The following is a 17,492-nucleotide window of genomic DNA, read 5'->3' on the forward strand; positions in this document are numbered from 1 at the left end:
AGAAGAACCCCCGTCATTTATGGCGGGGAGTGTCAGATATTCAAGTGATGGTATAGAAAAAAGAGAAGAGGGAAGTTCCTGCAACTGGTTATGATCAAGATAGATAGTATGCAGTTCAGCGCATTGGCCGATCTCAGAGGGCAGTGAGGTCAGTTGGTTAGCCGTAAGAGCGAGCTCCCTGAGATGAGTACACCCGCCGATCTGTGTAGGGAGCTGTTGAAGCTGGTTGTGCTTGAGTGAGAGCCCTTTCAGGCTGGAACAGTGCCCAATCTCAGGAGGCAAGGCGGTCAACTGGTTGTCACTCAGGTTCAGTGTTTGTAGTTGGGTGCACTGGCCGATCTGTGAGGGGAGCTGTTGAAGCTGGTTCGAGGAGGCGGAGAGCGTTTTCAGCAGCCGGAGCTCACCGATGCTGGTGGGAAGCGTTTTCAACTGGTTGTTTTCGATCCAGAGGCGCTGCAACCGCTTCAGTTGCCCGATCTCGTCGGGTAGTGTGGTCAGTTGGTTTGAGGAGAGTTCGAGTATATGGAGGTGCGGCAGGTGAGCGATCTCGGGAGAAAGAACTGTCAATTGATTGTTATTCAGATTGAGTCGCTGAAGATTTTCTATATACTCGATACCTGAGGGGAGCTGCTGAAGCTGGTTCCATGAGAGATCAAGTTCATGCAGATTCGCTAATTGCTGAAATGAAGGCGGAATGGTCAGGTAAGTGCTCTGATTGCCTCCGAGGCGAAGGCTGCGTAGATGAGCAAGCTGGCCGATATCGTTGGGCAGCGTTGAGAGCCCTGTATGTCGGATGTGCAGACCGATAACATACCCATTTTTGTTATATTGACACTGGATAATAGCTCCTTTTGGCCTCAAGGCGCGCTGGATCTGCCGGACTATCTCTCGATCTGTGCTACACATGAAAACCCTCTTCGTCGTATACTTGCTTGTTCTTCTATTCTTTATCCTCAAACAAGATTCGGAAGCAGGGAAGGAAGTGTTACTGTGGCCTCTGAAGCTACTTTACGCTCATAGAGTGCAGATAGGCAATCTTTTCTGCTTATTCCTCCGGGCAACGAAGAAATGTTTTTTTGTTCTGTGAAAGTAAACAGGTTCATTTTTCTCTTGACAAACAGGAATGGCACGCCGTATACTTACGAAAAGTAAACGTGTTTACTTTGTTGCCGTTCTTAGAGACAGCGGTTCAGGAACGTGTCCAGGTGAGTTGGCTTTTCGAGCCTGATGACTGGAGGGAAGGCGACTGAAGCTATGACGGGCAGGCTGCCGCAAAACTGATTGATCGGGATGCCAGTACAGGGCATATCTATCAATAAAGGTCATCAGTACCTCAGTTCAAGATTATGTGCTCTCTCCAGTAGAGACATAGTGAAACAATAGAGAGAAAGAAGAATATCATGAAAATCTACCCTCCATCCTATCCGCCGCGCCTGTTCTGGGTGTTTGGTAGTCTGTTTGTCGTTATAATGGCCGAGCTTTGCCTTGTGCTGGCTCACTTGCTTGTCTTCCCTGTTTTACTCGAAAATATGTTCTTTCCGGTAATTGTCGTGCTGGCTGCTCTGATAGCCTGGGCGCCGATGTGGTGGGCCGGGATGGTACGCTCCGCACATCGGACGATCTGGGAAGGTCTTCTTTTTGGGGTGCTCATTAGCTTTTTAGCGTATCGTATCCTGTTCCTGATAGTAGTTATCTCTGTGCTGCCGTCTGCGATTGGCAAACATTTCATAGATGAAATGGTCTTCATGGCGCTTATAATGTGCACTGGGATATTGTGGACAGGCTGGATTACGCTTCCGTTGGGAGGCCTGGCCGGAATACTGCTCACTCTGCTTCAGAAGTGGCTTATGCGGGAACCTATCTGGCAAAGCAGGGGGAAGGAGAAGAGATAGCGGTTATCTCTTCCAGGTAAGATGGTTTTGTGTGGCAGGCTTCATAGAGAGAAATGAGTATGTGTCATTGATGCATTTTCAAGGAAACAGGAGAAAATCCGTATGGCAAGACCACATGTTGTCCAGGCACATCTTGTTGAACGAATGCTTTTTCACTTCCGGGTAAGTCCGGAGGCGCTTGTGAAGCGACTTCCAGTGCCATCGCTCTGGCCTCAAGTTGTGAACGGATCTGCTATCGTCTCGTTGTGTTTTTTGCGTCTTGATAGTGTGATGCTTTCTCTGCTGCCTGCTCGCTTTGGATTGGCCATGCAGGCCTGTGCATATCGCTGTGGTGTGATCGATCTGTTGGTAGACAGGCCAGAGCCGGGTGTCTACATATGGCGCCGATATGCGGATAATCCGTTGTGTACGGCGCTAGCTTCGTGGGTCTTTGCAAGCTCGATGACACCTATTCGTGCTGTGTTGGCGAACGATGGCGAGAACTCCAGGCTGCAGATTCAATATCCGGATGGTCGACCCCTGTTTTGCGCAACAATGCAGCCAGCGGATGAGATCCACTCTGACGTTTTTCATTCGCTTGAGGACAGTCAGCGCTTCCTCACGCAGGGCATCACGAGCTATACGCCGAGCCTCTCTCAAGGGAAGCTTGCTCGGATCGATTTGGAGGGACAATCAACCCGCTATGAAGCTCTGAATGCCTCAGTCGAGTATAGCGAGCTGGACCAATTGTGGCCTGACGTCGAGCTCACGTTTGATAGCGCTGTGCGAGTGGTCGAGGGACAGTATCGCTGGATATATCAGGGATGCGTGAAGGAGAAAGCATACTATTGTCAGAAGTATGCAGTGGCATCGAGAAAGACCTTTGTGCCCGTTTAAGCTGTGATTCTGGCGACTCTCTGCAAGATATTGCAATGGCATACATTGAAAACTCTTGTATGTCTTCGATGTATGCCACCTGAAATCGATAGGAGAAAGTACTAAAAGGGGAATGATCTTGACAAAAAAGAGGAAGGTGTACTACAATCGCATACAGGGCATGTACGCTGAAGATGTGGGAAAGGTATTGATACATTCTCCGCACTCAATTTCTTGCCTTTGTTCAAGCAACGAGCGGGCAACACTTCCATGCCAACCTGTATCGGTGCTTTATTCCTGCGTTGCGTTTGCCCTTTCGCTCTTTTTTGTAATGTGGTTGTATCTGATGGAACGGGATCGAATACTTGAAATGGATATAAAAGATTCGGAGGTTTTGACTGTTATGCCAGTAGTGTGCCAGGAATACCGACTTCCTCTTCGCAGAAAGAGGGACAAAGATCAGCTTGCTTGTATATCTATCTCGTCACGGGAAGTGGTTTCTTTCCCGTTGTGAGGCGTGTTTGAGTGCACCATTTTAGAGATGAGATATGCCAGCATGATGGTGAGGTAGAGAATGCACACCAACAGTCAGGACGCTTCGACCGATTTTCCTCGATGTTTTGTCCTGTTGCGATTTTTCCTCTCCATCCCCTCTCTTATTGTAGTGAACTTCATCTTTTCAAGGAAAGAGATCATGCTATGACAACAGGACTTGCTGACTTTTTTAATATAATCGTTGGGACAATCTTACCTTGCTCAATTTGTTCGCCGAGCTTTCAGATGAGCAATTGGACGACATAACGCCTGGAACCTATGGTAGCATATGAAATACCCTGTGGCATATTCTATCCTGTAAAGAAGGATATGTTTGTCATTTTACAGGAACAACTCATTGCCTCCTCTGAAGGAAATGGCTGAATTCACGGGTTTTGCTGAATTGCGCCGACGCGCCGAACGCTCGGGAAGCGAGCTGATCGCCATTGCTGAACAACGGGACTTCAGCGATTCTGGCTGGATGGTGGAGCCTATGAGTCACCTGCTATCATCGTCCTGATTCAAGCTATCAATCACGGCGTTGATCACCGCTCACAGATTGCCACGATCTTGAGCTTGCAGGGTATCGAGCCTCCCGATCTTGCTGGATGGGGCTATAACGATGCCATGCTTGCTGAGCGTGATAAGAAGCGCCAGGCGTATAAACAGCACAAGCAGGTAGCTATGTGGACAGGGAGAGCAATGCCTGTATGCTGCTGATTGCTTGCTCGGTGTCGCGGAAATGGATCGCGTGCAAGCCAAGCTGTCGAGCAGCCTCAACGTTGCACTCCTTGTCGTCAACAAAGATCGCTTCCTCGGCCTGAACTTCCAGACGAAGAAGTGTTCTTTGATAGATGCGGGCGTCCGGTTTAGAAATGCCTTCCTCCTCATCAAACACCATCAGGTCAACCAGCTCGTTCAGCCGGAACTTGCGGTTGAGCGCCTCACGGGACCCTCCATTGCAAATGGTTGCCGTTTGGTAGTATGGGCGGAGCTGCCGGACAAAGTGCACAAATGCTTCATTCAGCCGCTCATAGCGCTTGAAATCGGGAATGACGGGCCCGTGTTGTGCGTCTCGTTCATATTGTGCCTGATCAAATAGAAGAATGACCCCACCAATATCAAGAAGAATCGCTCGAATTGTCATACCTGTTTCCTCCTATGCTGAAATAGAATATCCCTTCTGATACTATACCCGAAAAAAGGTACAGGCTCGCGGAAAACAAGCCCGTACCTTCAGATGCATTCTAGCGATTGAGGGCGGCCTGCGCTTGCTGGTAGGCTACATCAAAGGCTTTTTCGGCCTCAACCGGAATATCGGGTTGTACACCGGTTCCCTCCCAGTTTGTCCCACTGATCGGGTTCACCGAGCGCAGATCGGGAATGAAGGCCTCAAAATGCTCCGTGATGGGATAGCGGTGTCCCATGTGCGCGCCACCACCTGTTCTTTCACCAATCACGCAGGCGCGTTTTAGCTGCTGAAGCGTATAGGCGAAATCTTCTCCGCCAGAAAAGGTACGCTGACTGGTCAACAGGTATACAGGCTTTGCAAGATAGAGCTGGCCGGGAACATAAGGAAGCGTCCACGCCTGATAGAGCTGATTCGTTCTGCGGTCGAAGCAGCCTGTAAGCTGCGTTGGTGGCTCATGCAGAATATCAAAGAAATAGCTACAGAGAAACTGCACCATCAGCGATTCTCCGCCAGTGTTGTTCCGCAGGTCGATAATCAATGCGTCGGTGTATGTCAGGAAAGTCATCGCGGCTTGCATGCTTTCACCGGCAATTCGGGGATGGATAAATGCATTGAGCTGAAAATACCCGATATTGCCTTCGAGAATCTCCACTTTTTGAAGACCATAATTACTGGTACGTCTCCGCCGCAACGCTTCAATCATCTCTTCTGTGTAATGGTCGTCTTCGTCCACTTGCGGCGAAACGCCCGCGGGATTGTAGAAGAGGCGCAGGTGCTTGTCGTGTGCGACGGTGTAGAGGTGCTCGGTAATAAGCGCCGCCAGGTGTTTGCCATCAGAGATCCCATCATAGCTCCCTGCTTCAAGATGGTGCCGCAGGACATGAGCGATCTCCTGTGCGACGTCGGGAAAAACATACCTCTCATCGAGCTGTTGGAGCAGCTTTGCGATCAAGGTTGAAGGTGTCAGGCTCTGTGATGTTGTTTCGTACATTCCAAAATACTCCTTTTTAATAATTTGAAACTTGTCTTCTTGTTGAGCATACGCTAGACTGCGCTGGAAGACAACTTTTTTACTCATTAGCGAATCAGAGGAGAATGTGAGATGGCCCGAATTATGTATCTGGATGCAGGCCATGCTGAAAACCTGGCTTTTAGCTATAGTCCATTACACGAAGCTGTGCGCAGTCTGCATGTCCTGACGCGGAGTAAAAGCCATCCGCTGCACCTGCCGTGGGTGCTGCGTACGCGCCGGCTGATGTCGCCTGCACTCAAGGCCGAGGTTGTGGCTTTCTCCTTCCTTTTTGGGAGTCGGATACCCGATATTTTTGAGAATGGCGCGCCTTCTATGCAGGACTTCCCCGCTTTTGAGGAGCAATTTCGGGTGATGCAGGCTCTTCCCACGACAAACTATGTGGAGCAGGTTGTCAATAACATCCTCCTGAACGACGAGCACTATTCATGTACACATATACTGGAGTCTCTCCCATTGCAACAGCAGATTGTGCAGCAGACAGCCGAGCAGTTTCCGGCCGCTCTCCCTGTGATGAAGGAAATGCTTGCCGACCCCGAAAAGGGACACGCTCGTTTTCTCAACTTCTTCGCTGATTACTGGACAACCTGCATCGAGCCCGAATGGCCGCAGCTTGAAGAGCTGCTTTTGCAGGATATACAGCAACGAGGACAGATGTTGTTTGAACAGGGGCCGCTCAAAGTGCTTGGCTCGCTTGCTCCACAATTGTCGGCCTATCAGCATGGGGGGCAGATCACGTTGCAATATCCTGCACCACACGAGATAGAGATGCAGGCGAGCGAGCAACTCGTCCTTGTCCCTTCGGCGTTTGTCTGGCCACGACTCTCGTTCATGTATGCGAAAGCGAATGTGCTGCACGCGCTTGTTTACTCGATCCGGCGGTTTCAGGAAGAGGGCAGCATCCCGGTGCCGCCAGAACGCTTGCTGACACTGCTTCGTGCAGTGGGAGATATGACCCGGCTACAGATTTTGCGCCTCTTGAGCCAGCGACCTCGCTCTACACGCGAGCTGGCAGGCCTGCTCAATCTTTCGGAAGCCGGGATCTCGAAGCAGGTAAAGCTCTTGCAGAGTGCCGGCCTGGTGACGGCAGAGCGGGCGAGCTATTATGTGCTTTACCGGAGCGTCCGGAGCCCACTGACGGAGATCGCGCGCGGGCTAGAGGGGATCTTTCTCCCCGAATAAGACAATGCGGGCAACAGGTCTGAACCTGCTACCCGCGCGGGTCCGGGAGGCGAGCAGAAGTTATTCTACGGTACAGCTCTGCCCGTTGAGGATAAAGCTTGTCGGCTTGCCATTGGAGCCGCTCCATTCGCCATTGAAGCCGAAGGTGACGGAACCGTTTGGCGCGATGGTGGCGTTGTAGCCTGCATCTTTCACCGTGACCTGGCCATTGCTCTGGGTCATCGTCGCATTCCAGATATTGGTGATGCGCTGATTGTTGGGGAAGGTGAAGACAAGCGTCCAGCCGTTAATAGCCGTGCTTCCCGGATTGCTGATAGTGACGCTGGCAGTGAAGCCGTTGCTCCACTGATTCGCGATGTCATATTTCACCGAACAGACACCCGCTTTTTTGACTGTTATCTTCACTGCTGCTGATGTTGCTGTTCCTCCTGCATCATCATATGCTTTCGCGGTCAGTGTGTAGCTGCCCTCTGGTACGTTGGCCCAACTATAGCTGTATGGAGCGCTGGTGTCGCTGCCCAGAAGGGTCGAGCCATTATAGAACTCTACTTTGGTAATAGAGCCTCCGGCGCTGCTCGCGTTTGCAGTAATCGTGATGCTGGCAGGAGCATTAAAGCTTGCGTTATTAGCCGGGCTTGTAATGCTGACTGTGGGCACCGCCTGCCCGACGCTGATCGCGATCGGGGAAGAAGTGGTGCTATTTCCAGCATTGTCATACGCCTTGGCGGTTAGAGTGTAGCTGCCCTCTGGTACGTTAGCCCAACTATAGCTGTATGGAGCGCTGGTGTCGCTGCCCAGGAGGGTCGAGCCATTGTAGAACTCCACCTTTGTGATCTGTCCGTCGCTATCGCTGGCGGTAGCCTCAATCGCGACCGTTGCCGGCGCGGGTTTGAAGTTGCTGCCATCTTTCGGGCTGGTGATGCTGACGGTGGGTGCCGCGCCTGTGTCGACTGGCTCGTTACCCCAGACCTTTTTCTCGCTTTCGTACAGCGGGATATGGTCAAATTTAACGACGTCTTTGGTCAGGTTTTGATAAGACCAGTCATTTTTGGGGTCCCAGGATCCGGCACTGTTGATGCGGAATTGTACCTCTTTTTTATAAGCGTCCTGTCCACCAGGATAGAGTTTCGCGTTACATGTAACAGTGATGAAGTAGAGATTGCCCGAAACCTGCGTCGGCCTGGAGACATTATTTCCACACTGGGTGTAGTTGGTGGTGACGCTGATTTGATCGGGCGTCACGCCATTTTCCAGCGTGAAGTAATAGCGCAGTGAAAGCGTACTGGTGGCGCGAGCAGGCCAGCCGGTCTTGTTGATAAAGAGGGCCTTAATCTCGGTGAAAGTCGAGCCCTCGGCGTTGATTCCGGCCATAACGTAGAGTTCGTCGTCATCTTTTGGCTTATCGGGCATGGATGTTACCGGAGTGCCTCCGAACTCCTTGTAGAGCCGTGCCAGTGCACCTGTGAAGGCCGCATTATAGTCGGTCGCGACTTCATTTCCGGTGTAATCGGTTCGATCATCGGTGTACTGATCGTTGGCGGCTTTGGGGCCACCGACCAGCGCACCATAGAGGATATGGCGGTTATGCGTTGGATTTTGTAGCGAGTCAGTCCACGAGCCGTGTGAGGTGCGGTGATGTGGATCTTGAGGAGGGCAGGCCCCGAAGCCAACGACGTAGCTACAGTTGCGCGGATTGTCACCAAGCGCGTAGTTGATCTGTCTGACGCCGAAGTCGTGGTAGCGGCTATAGAGCGGATCGCTGCTTCCCAGATAATCGGCATAGACCAGAGCGACAAAAGCGGTATTCGCGGCATAACGTAGAGAACCCCACTCGCTCAAGAAGGCCTCGCCGCCCGGAGAATAGGTGATTTTCTGCCCATTGACACCAACCGTCCAGAAGTCGAGCCAGCGCTGTGCATCATCCTTATACTGCTGTTTACCTGTCAGTTTAGCAAGCAGTACGTAGGCGCCATAGGATGTATCATCCCATGCAATGGTCCATTTGTAGGATTTGATGGTTGTTTGTGGCTCAGTACTCAGATTTGCGTAGTACTGTTCGGCTTTAGTTAAATAGGTGGAGTCTTTTGTTGCCTGATAGAGCCAGAGCGCACCCCAGACGAGTTCGTCATTATAGCCACTCCACGAGGTGTAGAAGCCGCCAGCAGGGATGCATGCATCATACTTGCCTCGATAGGTGTCGGCGAAGGTGTAGAGCTGTTTGGCATGGGTCAGCAGTGTATCGGCATAGGTGGCATCGCTGGAACGGAAGACCATCGAGGCGGCGGCCATCGCGGCTGCTGTTTCACCTGCCAGATCGCTACCGGGGCAACTGGCATCGATCTTGTAGGCGGGGCGCTTCATCGGCATGACCTCGGCGGGCCCCCACCACGCATGATCTGGACCACCGTCACCCACTTGCCCCCAGAGCTCGTTGGGCGCGGTATGTGCTTTGATAAAATAGTCATTGACAAAGTGCAGGTTGTTGAGGATGTGGGTCATCTGCCCGCTTTTTTGATAGGCATCCCCATATTCAAGAACACCCCAGGCGAGCATGGTAGCAGAAAAGGCCATAGGCAGGCCGAACTTGACGTGATCACCTGCGTCGAACCATCCTCCGGTCAGATCGTGACCTACGTCCTTGCCATCATCGAGAGCGGAGTCACCGCGCCATGAGAGCCGGTTCCAGGAAGGAAGCTTCCCCGACTGCTGAGCTTCGTAGAAGAGAATCGCTTTTTGCAACGCTTCGGCATAGTTGAATGCCGGTGCTGCCTTTGCCGGGTGGGTCGGGATGGAAAGCGCGCTGACGAGCATACTCAGACCCATGCTGAGGAGCAGCCCGTATCTGAGAGCGCGTTTCCACGTTTGCGCGAACATCTGTGTGACCTCCTTATCAAACTGTACGTCCTTCTTCAAGATGTACCATAGAATGATAAGAAGTTCAATTTTTCTGCTCAAGTGAAGAAAAACTGAAAATATCTGCCTGAAGTAAAAGAACAAATTCATCAGTTTTTGTTCAGTCCGAAGGAACAACATGCCGTGCAATGGAGAGATATAGGTATTCAAGGGGGCTCTTCTATGCTACAATAGCAGGCAAACATAGTAGTTTTGCATAGAAAGAAAGACGAGGTTACCCCTCTTTATGACACCTTCGCTTCACTTCCCCCGGGGACTGCAACTCCAATTTTTAGGGCATGCAAGCTTTAAGTTGACCACGAGCAGCGGCAAGGTTATTCTTGTTGATCCCTGGCTGGAAGAGAACCCGGTTTGTCCGGAAGAATTGAAAAAGCAGGAGAAAGCCGATATTATCCTGATCACGCATGGGCATGCGGATCATCTGGACCAGAATCTCCCGCAACTACTCGAAAAGACCGGGGCGCCGGTTGTGGCTCCAACCGAGGTCCTGCGATATCTGACAGAATGCCGTGGAGTGAGCAAAACCGAGGCGATGAATCGGGGCGGCTCAATCCGGCTGTGCGGGCAGAAAATCTCGATGACTCTGGCCTACCACCATGCCTATGTCTGGCTCAATGATGAGCAGGTCGGCTATTTCCATGAGGCTGCGGGCTATGTGCTGGAAACCGAAGAGGGGCTACGCCTCTATTTTGCCGGAGATACCGGCGTTTTTGGCGATATGCAGTTGATCGGGAAGCTGTATCGCCCGGATATCGTGTTGCTTCCGATCGGGGATCGCTTCACGATGGGGCCTACAGAGGCCGCCTATGCGATTGAGCTTCTCAATGCCTCGTATGTGATTCCGTTCCATTATGGCACATTCCCGTTCTTGACGGGGACTGTCGGGGAGCTGCGAGAGGCGACGAAAGAGAGAGCCGGTCTCACCATTCGCGAGATGCAACCAGGTGAGGTTCTCACTGCGGAAACACTCTAAAAAAGAAGGAGTGTATGGGGAGAGAGCGTTCTATGCTCTCCCTCTTTTTTATTATCTGTGATTTATGGAGACAATAACATTTCGCTGTTCAGGCGGACACATGATTCGTGGCAAAAAAACATCCTTCTTAGAAGGAAACCGTGATATTGTGTCATGATGTCGGAAGAAACATTCTTTGCTTCCACTATATTATGAAAATACGAGAAGCAGCTTTTAAAGAAAAAACTCTTCTTTCCATTGAGTGGTAAGAGTGGATTTCTCCCCTCGATGTGCGAGGAAGAAATACGATACATGCAAGCAGCTATGCAATGCGATTTCTGCTCCGTGGAAATCTGAACATTCTTATGCTATACTGGGAAATACATTTGCTGTTGAGATGAATCGAGTAACATTCACTTTTGCAGCTTCTGAAGAGAAAGTGAGACATATCATGAAGACAGTATTTCCCAGGGGCTTTTACTGGGGCACGGCGACCGCTGCGCATCAGGTCGAAGGTGGCAATGTCTATAACGATAACTGGGTTCTGGAACATACACCCGGCACTGCATACGTAGAGTCATCTGGTGATGCGTGTGATCACTATCATCTGTATCCTGAAGATATCCGTCTGCTTGCTGAACTGGGCTTTAACCTCTACCGTTTCTCGCTGGAGTGGTCTCGCATTGAGCCGGAGGAGGGCGAGTTCTCGCTGGCACAGCTTGAGCATTATCGGCGCATGCTGGCAACCTGCCATGAGCTTGGGATCACGCCAATGGTGACATTTCACCATTTCACGTCGCCTCGCTGGCTGGCCGCCGCCGGAGGATGGGAGGCGAAGGAGACACCCGAGAAGTTCGCTCGGTACTGCGAAAAGGTCATCAAGCACCTGGGTGACCTGATCCCGCTGGCCTGCACGATGAACGAGTTGAATCTGGGCGTGGCTCTCTGGTCAATGATCGGGTCACAGCGTTCGGAGGCCTGGTATGCAGCGGCTGCAAGAGCGGTCGGAAGCGACGCCGAGCACTTTGTCCCGTTCCTGTACGCTGATCCGCAAAAGGGGCGTCCCGTCATGCTGGAAGCGCATCGCCGGGCGGTCGAGGCCATCAAGGCAGGGCCCGGAGCGTGTAGGGTTGGTTTGACGCTGGCAATGCAGGATATTCAAGCAGGGCCGGGAGGAGAGGAACTTGCTGCGCAGAAGCGGCGTGAGATCTTCGACGCATATTTAGAGGGAACGATGGGTGATGATTTCATCGGCGTGCAGACATACTCTCGTGATCGCTACGATGCTAACGGGCTGATGAAGCCAGAAGAGGGCGTTGAGCTGACCCAGATGGGGTATGAGTTCTACCCGCAAGCGCTGGAAGCAACCATCCGCTACGCACACAAAGCTACGGGGCTGCCGGTATTTGTGACGGAAAATGGCCTCGCGACCACTGATGATACGCGGCGCGTGGCCTATATCGAGCAGGCATTGCAAGGCGTGGCCGCCTGCTTGCATGATGGTATTCCTGTTCAGGGCTATACATACTGGTCGGCGCTGGATAACTTCGAGTGGGTGTTTGGGTATCGTCCGACATTTGGCCTGATCGCGGTCGATCGACAGACGCAGAAGCGAACGGTCAAGCCGAGCGCCTACCGTCTGGGAGCGATTGCCCGCGCAAATGGCTTCTAGCAAGACGAACTGAGGAGACTACATCATGTCTCCTCTTTTTTTGTAGCCTTGTATGAGCCAGATTACCTGTACATGCGCATTTTTATTGCATCTGTGGATCAGTATTTGTTACACTACTCAAAAACGGGGAAATGACAATGATCCCCGGGAAGGATGCCAACACATGGCAGAACAGGTAGGGCGCATAGGGCAACAGATCGGGCATTATCGGCTTATCAAGCTGCTGGGGCAGGGTGGGTTCGCAGAGGTCTATCCGGGTGAACATCGATACCTCGGGACACAGGCCGCTGTGAAGTTCGTTCATGCGCGGCTTGCGGGCGGGACATCTGTGTGAGCTGGGCCAGCGCTGTTTGTCCGATTCGGGGATGAATGTTCTGGCAGGCTGCTATGAGAGTTGACCAGAAGCGCAACGGGTCGCTGTCCCCACGATCAAGCGAGACCCAGGCAACCGTGAACGGCTGCTCGCGGCGGTGGGCGATCCATTGGGTGATGAGGGTTGTTTTACCGAACCCGGCGGGCGCGTGCAGCACTATGAGCTTCTGCTGTTTCCAGGTGTCCAGTGTTTCGAGCTGCCGCGTGCGCCTGATGAGCTGGAGGGGTAGCCGTGGCGGATGCAGTTTTGTTTCGAGAAGCGGAACCAGGCGCTGTGGCTCTCTGGCAGGCGTTGCTGCCTGTTATGCAAGCGAGCGGGCAGCTTCTTCCAGACGTGCGAATGAGAGCCGGTTTCCCAGATAGCGCTGACGGGTGCGCTGCTCCCATCGACGATACGCATACCAGTAGCCGGCGCCACGCGCGCGTGTCTCTTTAATGGCACTGAAATAGCCTGCACGACCTTCAAAGCTGAATCGACTCAGTATTGTGGCCTGCTAGGCGTCCTCTTCGTCCTGTCGGAATGTCTGATGCGGAGCTCCATCCAGGATCAGCGTGTATCGTTGTGTTGCTTCTGACCAGGCGAGCAGATAGTGCGATGGCATGGTTTCCCCCTGTGTGCTGGTTTCCCAACAAGAGTATACCAGATTTGCGCGCGTTCTACAGTTTTGGCTCTGTGGCTTGAAAATGAGTATGGCCCTGCGACCTCAGCAGGGCCGAGAGCGCTTATGCAGCCTGAGCGCTATTGTAGATGGCAAGGGCCTCGTTCCCATAGTAGGGAGAGTACATCGTATTGGGGTCGTTGGTGTATTGATAATCGTTATGCCCGTTCACATACCATGTGCCGTTACTCTGAACGAGCCAGCCACCGCCGCTGCTTCCGCCTGTCAGGTCGCACGAGATGCCAAGTGGTGGCGGGGTGCCCGTATCGTCTACGGCTTTATCGGCGAGGCACTCGAACATCTTTTTCCCGTTGAAGGGCGAGGCATGCGGATATCCCAGAGCGTGGAACGTCTGCTTCCGGTCTAGATTGGCTCCAAAAGCGACGCCACCCACAACATCGGTGAGATACTGACCGTTGTTCGCTTCAACGACTGCGGCCCCATAGTCGTGATCGACGGCCATCGGTGAAGCAGTCAGCCAGGTTTTGTCAGCGAAGAGCTGGCGGGCAGCCCATTTTCCCTTTGGGCAGTCGCCATCAAGGTACTGCGGGCAGAACATCCAGTTGGTGTAATAGTTGTCTTTGGAGCCATCCTGCGCGACGCAATGCCCGGCGGTGTCGACGGTGCTCTTGTTTTTGCTGATCACTGCCGTTCCCGAACAGACATAATCAAAACCGGTCTTGCTATCGGTGAAGAAGACTTTGCCAATGACAGCATAGGGAATGGAGCTATAGGAGGCTGGAGGAACCTCTTGTGCCTTGACTGGCGCGGGTTCAATCATATGGGGAGGTGCTCCGGTTTTGGAGGGTATGCCTGCCGGGGTGGCGTGTTCCATCCGGTCGGGCGTCCAGTAGCGCTTAATGAATTCGGCGCTCCGGGTGACGCGTTTGCCCGTGGCGGCGCTGACCGATGAGGGGTAGGTAAAACAGTTGAGGAGAATCATCAGACCGAAGATGACAAGAACGGTGTAGAGGCATGTTCTCCGTAAAGCTGGTTGTACCATAAACTGAATAGCCTTTCTGAGCTAGTGCAGCACAACAGAGCAAATCTATTGTCTTCCAATCTGGCTCTCGCTGCATCTCGAAAGCCAGCGGAGGATAGCATGCCAGCTTGACAGGCAAAAGAGAGAATGGAGAACAGAATCTCTTCTCTTCTTGAGCATACCATATGTTGTATCTCACTTCAAGTATTTTCGGAGCTTCTCTGTGGTAATAGTTATATATTTCCGGTTATAATAGATATACATCTGCCACTCTTTGTGTATATGGGGGGGATAGAAATGCGTATGGAGATGGGAAGAAACGAGGGGAAGTAATGGTTAAGAAATGGAGAGCGAGTCAGTGCACGCTCTCCTGCCGCTTCTGAATGAATGCCTCAATGCCGTCCAGAACGCGCTGTAAGCCGAACTCGAAATCATCGATGGCCCACTGCAAATAGTAGGTGTCAGCATCTCCCGACGGATAGAATGCGCCCTCATGTGCGATTTCGGTGATGGCCGGGAAGCGTTCGGGACTGAAGAACTGATCAAGCAGGGGCTCCCTTTCCTGCCACCATTGCGCGTCATCCTGTCCGGTCTGCTGAGCCGCAAGCGCAGCCTCTATTGCACCCTTTGCTGCTCCGCGCACGTAGCCGATAATCAGATCAACCACCGAGATGCGCTCTTTTCCGGTCAGCCCTGTATCTCGAATGGCCTGTAGCGTGGCCTCGTATAACATGGTTTCATTTGGACCGAGCAGTGAGCGAACGGTGGAGACCTGGAGCATCCAGGGGTGACGTTGATAGAGCTGCCAGTCCTCGCGAGCGCGTAGTTCAAGCCGGGGACGCCATGTGCCCTCGATGCTGGTGGGGAGTTTCTCTTCTCCGATGGCGGTATCAAGCATAACATCGAGCAGTTCAGCTTTTCCCGGGACGTAGGTATAGAGCGACATCACGCCAACTCCAAGCCGCTCGGCGACTCGACGCATCGAGAGCGCGGTCAATCCCTCGGCGTCGGCAAGCGCTATCGCAGTTTGTACGATCCGTTCAACGCTCAGGTTGGGCACCGGTCCCCGGCTCGGGCTTTTGCGTTTGCCCCAGAGCAGTTCAATACTTCGCTGCGGGTCCCCTTTGCCGCTATATTCCATCGTCGTGCAACTCCGTCCTGTGTCGTTTTTCTCTTTCATCATAACAGATTGGCCGTTGTCTTGCTATCTTTTTCCCCCTTGCAAATTCCGTACGACGTACGGTATAATAAGGATCGCTTTTCAATTCTGTACAGTGTACGGAGTTTTGAGGCCCTGCGGAGGGCCAGAAAGGGAATCAATGCATACAAAAGGGTTCGCAATCCTGGCAAAGGGATTATACAAGCGGTATGGCAAGCAGCAAGCGCTTCAGGGGTTCAATCTTGCGGTGCCGGAAGGGACGGTGTGCGGTCTGCTCGGGCCGAACGGTGCGGGCAAAACAACCGCTGTCCGAATTCTGACTACTCTGTTACATGCGGATGAGGGGACGGCTGAAGTTGCGGGGTTCGATGTCCGGCGGCAGGCCGAGCAGGTACGCTCCCGCATCGGCTTACTGGGCCAGTATGCGGCATTGGATGAGATTTTGAGCGGGCGGCAAAATCTGCGCATGTTTGCTCGCCTGTATCATCTGGGAGCAGCAGAGGCCCGGCGCCGTACTGATGAGCTGCTGGAACGGTTCGATCTGATTGGGGCGGCAGATAAGTCGGTCAGGCACTACTCGGGCGGCATGCGGCGCAGGCTCGATCTGGCGGCCAGCCTGATTATTGCCCCGCAGGTGCTGTTCCTCGATGAGCCGACGACGGGGCTTGATCCGCGTAGTCGTAACGAGGTCTGGACTGCTATCCGCTCGCTGGTGGCCGATGGAACCTCGGTTCTGCTGACGACACAGTATCTTGAGGAGGCCGATCAGCTCGCCGACTCCATTGCGGTCATCGAGGGTGGGCGCATTATCGCAGAAGGGACGCCCGATCAATTGAAAGCGCGGCTTGGAGGAGATCGCATTCAGGTGGTACTGCATCGGGCCGAGGAACTGCCCGCTGCCGAGAGCATCATCAGGCGCGTAACCGCTGCGGAGGTGACGGTTGATGAGGATAGGCGGCAACTGAGCGCGCTGGTACAGCAGCGAGTCGTGGCGTTGACCGAAGTTGCGCGGGCGCTGGCTGATGCAGAGATCGAGGCTGAAGATATCGCGCTTCGGCGCCCCACGCTCGATGAGGTCTTTTTGCATCTGACCGAGAAGCATGAGGAGGTGATGGCATGAGGACAGAGCGTACAACGCTTTTCACGCGGTTCTATTGGGCGCTGGCTGATGCCTGGACGGTAACACAACGTGATCTACTTCATTGGATGCATCAGCCCTTTCAAGTCATTGTGAACCTGCTCTTTCCGGTTATGTTTGTGCTGCTCTTCGGATTCCTGTTCGGTGGTAGCATGACGGTGCCGGGCGGGGGAGACTATCGCGAATTTCTGCTACCCGGCATGTTTGCCATGACGATGGTGTTCGGCTTTGAAGCAACCTTCCTTGCGATCACAACCGATATCAACCGGGGCGTGACCGACCGGTTTCGCTCGATGCCGATGGCGGCTTCGGCGATCCTGCTTGGGCGCAGTATTGCTGATCTGCTGAACTCGGTGTTGAGTCTGATTGTACTGTGTGTGGTAGGGTTGCTTGTCGGCTGGCGCTGGCATGGCAGCTTCGGGGAGGCTCTCCTTGCCATGGGATTGTTGTTGCTGTTGCGCTTCTCCTTGCTCTGGGTCGGGATCTATCTTGGTCTGGTCATCAGGAATACCGAAGCGGTCTCACTGGTGCAAATACTGATCTGGCCTATTAGCTTTCTCTCGAACATTTTTGCCGCAGCGGAGACTATGCCCGGCTGGCTTGGGGCGCTGGTTGAGTGGAACCCGCTGTCATCGACGGTTACAGCGATTCGCGTCTTGTTCCACAATCCCGGCGCGGACGGTGCATCCTGGGTTGCGCATCACAGCCTGTGGATGGCGCTGCTCTGGCCGCTTCTTCTACTGGTGATCTTTTTCCCGCTCTCGGTGCGGCGCTACTGGCGACTGAGCCGATAGACGGTTTTTCAGCGGTTGTTCCCCTGCGCAAGTAGCGGGCCAGCAACCGCTGTTGAAGGCGCAACCTGGTCGCTGCTTTTAGCGTTATTATGCTATTTTACCGCTGGAAGCGTTTGAGCGGGAAGCACCGAAAGATCCCGTCTTTCTCGTGCCCGAGCTTGCATCT

The 17,492-nt window shown here is 53.1% G+C and carries 15 protein-coding genes and 1 pseudogene; 9 read left to right on the top strand and 7 right to left on the bottom strand.

Going from position 1 to position 17,492, the window contains the following annotated elements; translation table 11 throughout:
• Positions 1 to 36: 36 nt before the first annotated feature.
• Positions 37 to 906, bottom strand: a pseudogene (locus EI42_RS33910) (leucine-rich repeat domain-containing protein); the annotation flags it as partial.
• 494 nt (positions 907 to 1,400) lie between these two features.
• Here EI42_RS33910 and EI42_RS16790 point away from each other — a divergent pair.
• From EI42_RS16790 to EI42_RS33340, 3 genes are all read left to right on the top strand, one after another.
• Complete coding sequence (locus EI42_RS16790) at positions 1,401 to 1,892, top strand: hypothetical protein (RefSeq protein ID WP_111323778.1); 492 nt, start codon at positions 1,401 to 1,403, stop codon at positions 1,890 to 1,892.
• Positions 1,893 to 1,994: 102 nt separating this feature from the next.
• Positions 1,995 to 2,768 (top strand): DUF2071 domain-containing protein, encoded by a 774-nt coding sequence (locus EI42_RS16795; RefSeq protein WP_111323779.1) that lies wholly within the window; start codon positions 1,995 to 1,997, stop codon positions 2,766 to 2,768.
• 889 nt (positions 2,769 to 3,657) lie between these two features.
• A complete protein-coding gene (locus tag EI42_RS33340; protein ID WP_174843969.1) occupies positions 3,658 to 3,801 on the top strand; it encodes a hypothetical protein in 144 nt (47 codons plus the stop codon).
• 162 nt (positions 3,802 to 3,963) lie between these two features.
• On the opposite strand, the gene EI42_RS16805 is transcribed toward EI42_RS33340, so the two are convergent.
• Both EI42_RS16805 and EI42_RS16810 read right to left on the bottom strand, forming a co-directional pair.
• Positions 3,964 to 4,428 (bottom strand): HAD-IA family hydrolase, encoded by a 465-nt coding sequence (locus EI42_RS16805; protein WP_111323780.1) that lies wholly within the window; start codon positions 4,426 to 4,428, stop codon positions 3,964 to 3,966.
• Positions 4,429 to 4,528: 100 nt separating this feature from the next.
• Positions 4,529 to 5,464: a S41 family peptidase gene (locus EI42_RS16810; protein ID WP_170142696.1), complete on the bottom strand. Its 936-nt coding sequence runs from the start codon at positions 5,462 to 5,464 to the stop codon at positions 4,529 to 4,531.
• A 111-nt stretch (positions 5,465 to 5,575) separates the two neighbouring features.
• Between EI42_RS16810 and EI42_RS16815 the strand changes: the two genes are divergently transcribed.
• Positions 5,576 to 6,685, top strand: coding sequence for an ArsR/SmtB family transcription factor (locus EI42_RS16815; RefSeq protein WP_111323782.1), 1,110 nt, complete (start codon positions 5,576 to 5,578; stop codon positions 6,683 to 6,685).
• A gap of 60 nt (positions 6,686 to 6,745) precedes the next feature.
• Here the strand turns inward: EI42_RS16815 and EI42_RS16820 are convergent, their stop codons facing one another.
• Positions 6,746 to 9,559 (bottom strand): glycoside hydrolase family 9 protein, encoded by a 2,814-nt coding sequence (locus EI42_RS16820; protein ID WP_111323825.1) that lies wholly within the window; start codon positions 9,557 to 9,559, stop codon positions 6,746 to 6,748.
• A 265-nt stretch (positions 9,560 to 9,824) separates the two neighbouring features.
• Between EI42_RS16820 and EI42_RS16825 the strand changes: the two genes are divergently transcribed.
• From EI42_RS16825 to EI42_RS32620, 3 genes are all read left to right on the top strand, one after another.
• Positions 9,825 to 10,571 (top strand): metal-dependent hydrolase, encoded by a 747-nt coding sequence (locus EI42_RS16825; RefSeq protein WP_111323783.1) that lies wholly within the window; start codon positions 9,825 to 9,827, stop codon positions 10,569 to 10,571.
• A 430-nt stretch (positions 10,572 to 11,001) separates the two neighbouring features.
• Positions 11,002 to 12,222, top strand: a complete 1,221-nt coding sequence (locus EI42_RS16830; RefSeq protein WP_111323784.1) for a glycoside hydrolase family 1 protein — start codon at positions 11,002 to 11,004, stop codon at positions 12,220 to 12,222.
• Between the two features lie 163 nt (positions 12,223 to 12,385).
• On the top strand, positions 12,386 to 12,556 hold the full coding sequence (locus EI42_RS32620) for a hypothetical protein (protein ID WP_170142697.1): 171 nt from the start codon (positions 12,386 to 12,388) through the stop codon (positions 12,554 to 12,556).
• 195 nt (positions 12,557 to 12,751) lie between these two features.
• On the opposite strand, the gene EI42_RS16835 is transcribed toward EI42_RS32620, so the two are convergent.
• The 3 genes from EI42_RS16835 to EI42_RS16850 form a co-directional block, all read right to left on the bottom strand.
• On the bottom strand, positions 12,752 to 13,012 hold the full coding sequence (locus EI42_RS16835) for a hypothetical protein (RefSeq protein WP_137686423.1): 261 nt from the start codon (positions 13,010 to 13,012) through the stop codon (positions 12,752 to 12,754).
• Between the two features lie 305 nt (positions 13,013 to 13,317).
• Complete coding sequence (locus EI42_RS16840; RefSeq protein WP_111323786.1) at positions 13,318 to 14,256, bottom strand: trypsin-like serine peptidase; 939 nt, start codon at positions 14,254 to 14,256, stop codon at positions 13,318 to 13,320.
• Positions 14,257 to 14,590: 334 nt separating this feature from the next.
• Complete coding sequence (locus EI42_RS16850; protein ID WP_211326218.1) at positions 14,591 to 15,418, bottom strand: TetR/AcrR family transcriptional regulator; 828 nt, start codon at positions 15,416 to 15,418, stop codon at positions 14,591 to 14,593.
• 136 nt (positions 15,419 to 15,554) lie between these two features.
• Between EI42_RS16850 and EI42_RS16855 the strand changes: the two genes are divergently transcribed.
• Together EI42_RS16855 and EI42_RS16860 are read left to right on the top strand one after the other, a co-directional pair.
• Complete coding sequence (locus EI42_RS16855; RefSeq protein ID WP_111323789.1) at positions 15,555 to 16,514, top strand: ATP-binding cassette domain-containing protein; 960 nt, start codon at positions 15,555 to 15,557, stop codon at positions 16,512 to 16,514.
• Entirely contained in the window at positions 16,511 to 17,326 is an 816-nt protein-coding gene (locus EI42_RS16860) for an ABC transporter permease (RefSeq protein WP_111323790.1), read from the top strand. The genes EI42_RS16855 and EI42_RS16860 overlap by 4 nt, the downstream gene beginning before the upstream one ends.
• Positions 17,327 to 17,492: the final 166 nt, after the last annotated feature.

Source organism: Thermosporothrix hazakensis (assembly GCF_003253565.1).
Lineage (GTDB): Bacteria > Chloroflexota > Ktedonobacteria > Ktedonobacterales > Ktedonobacteraceae > Thermosporothrix > Thermosporothrix hazakensis.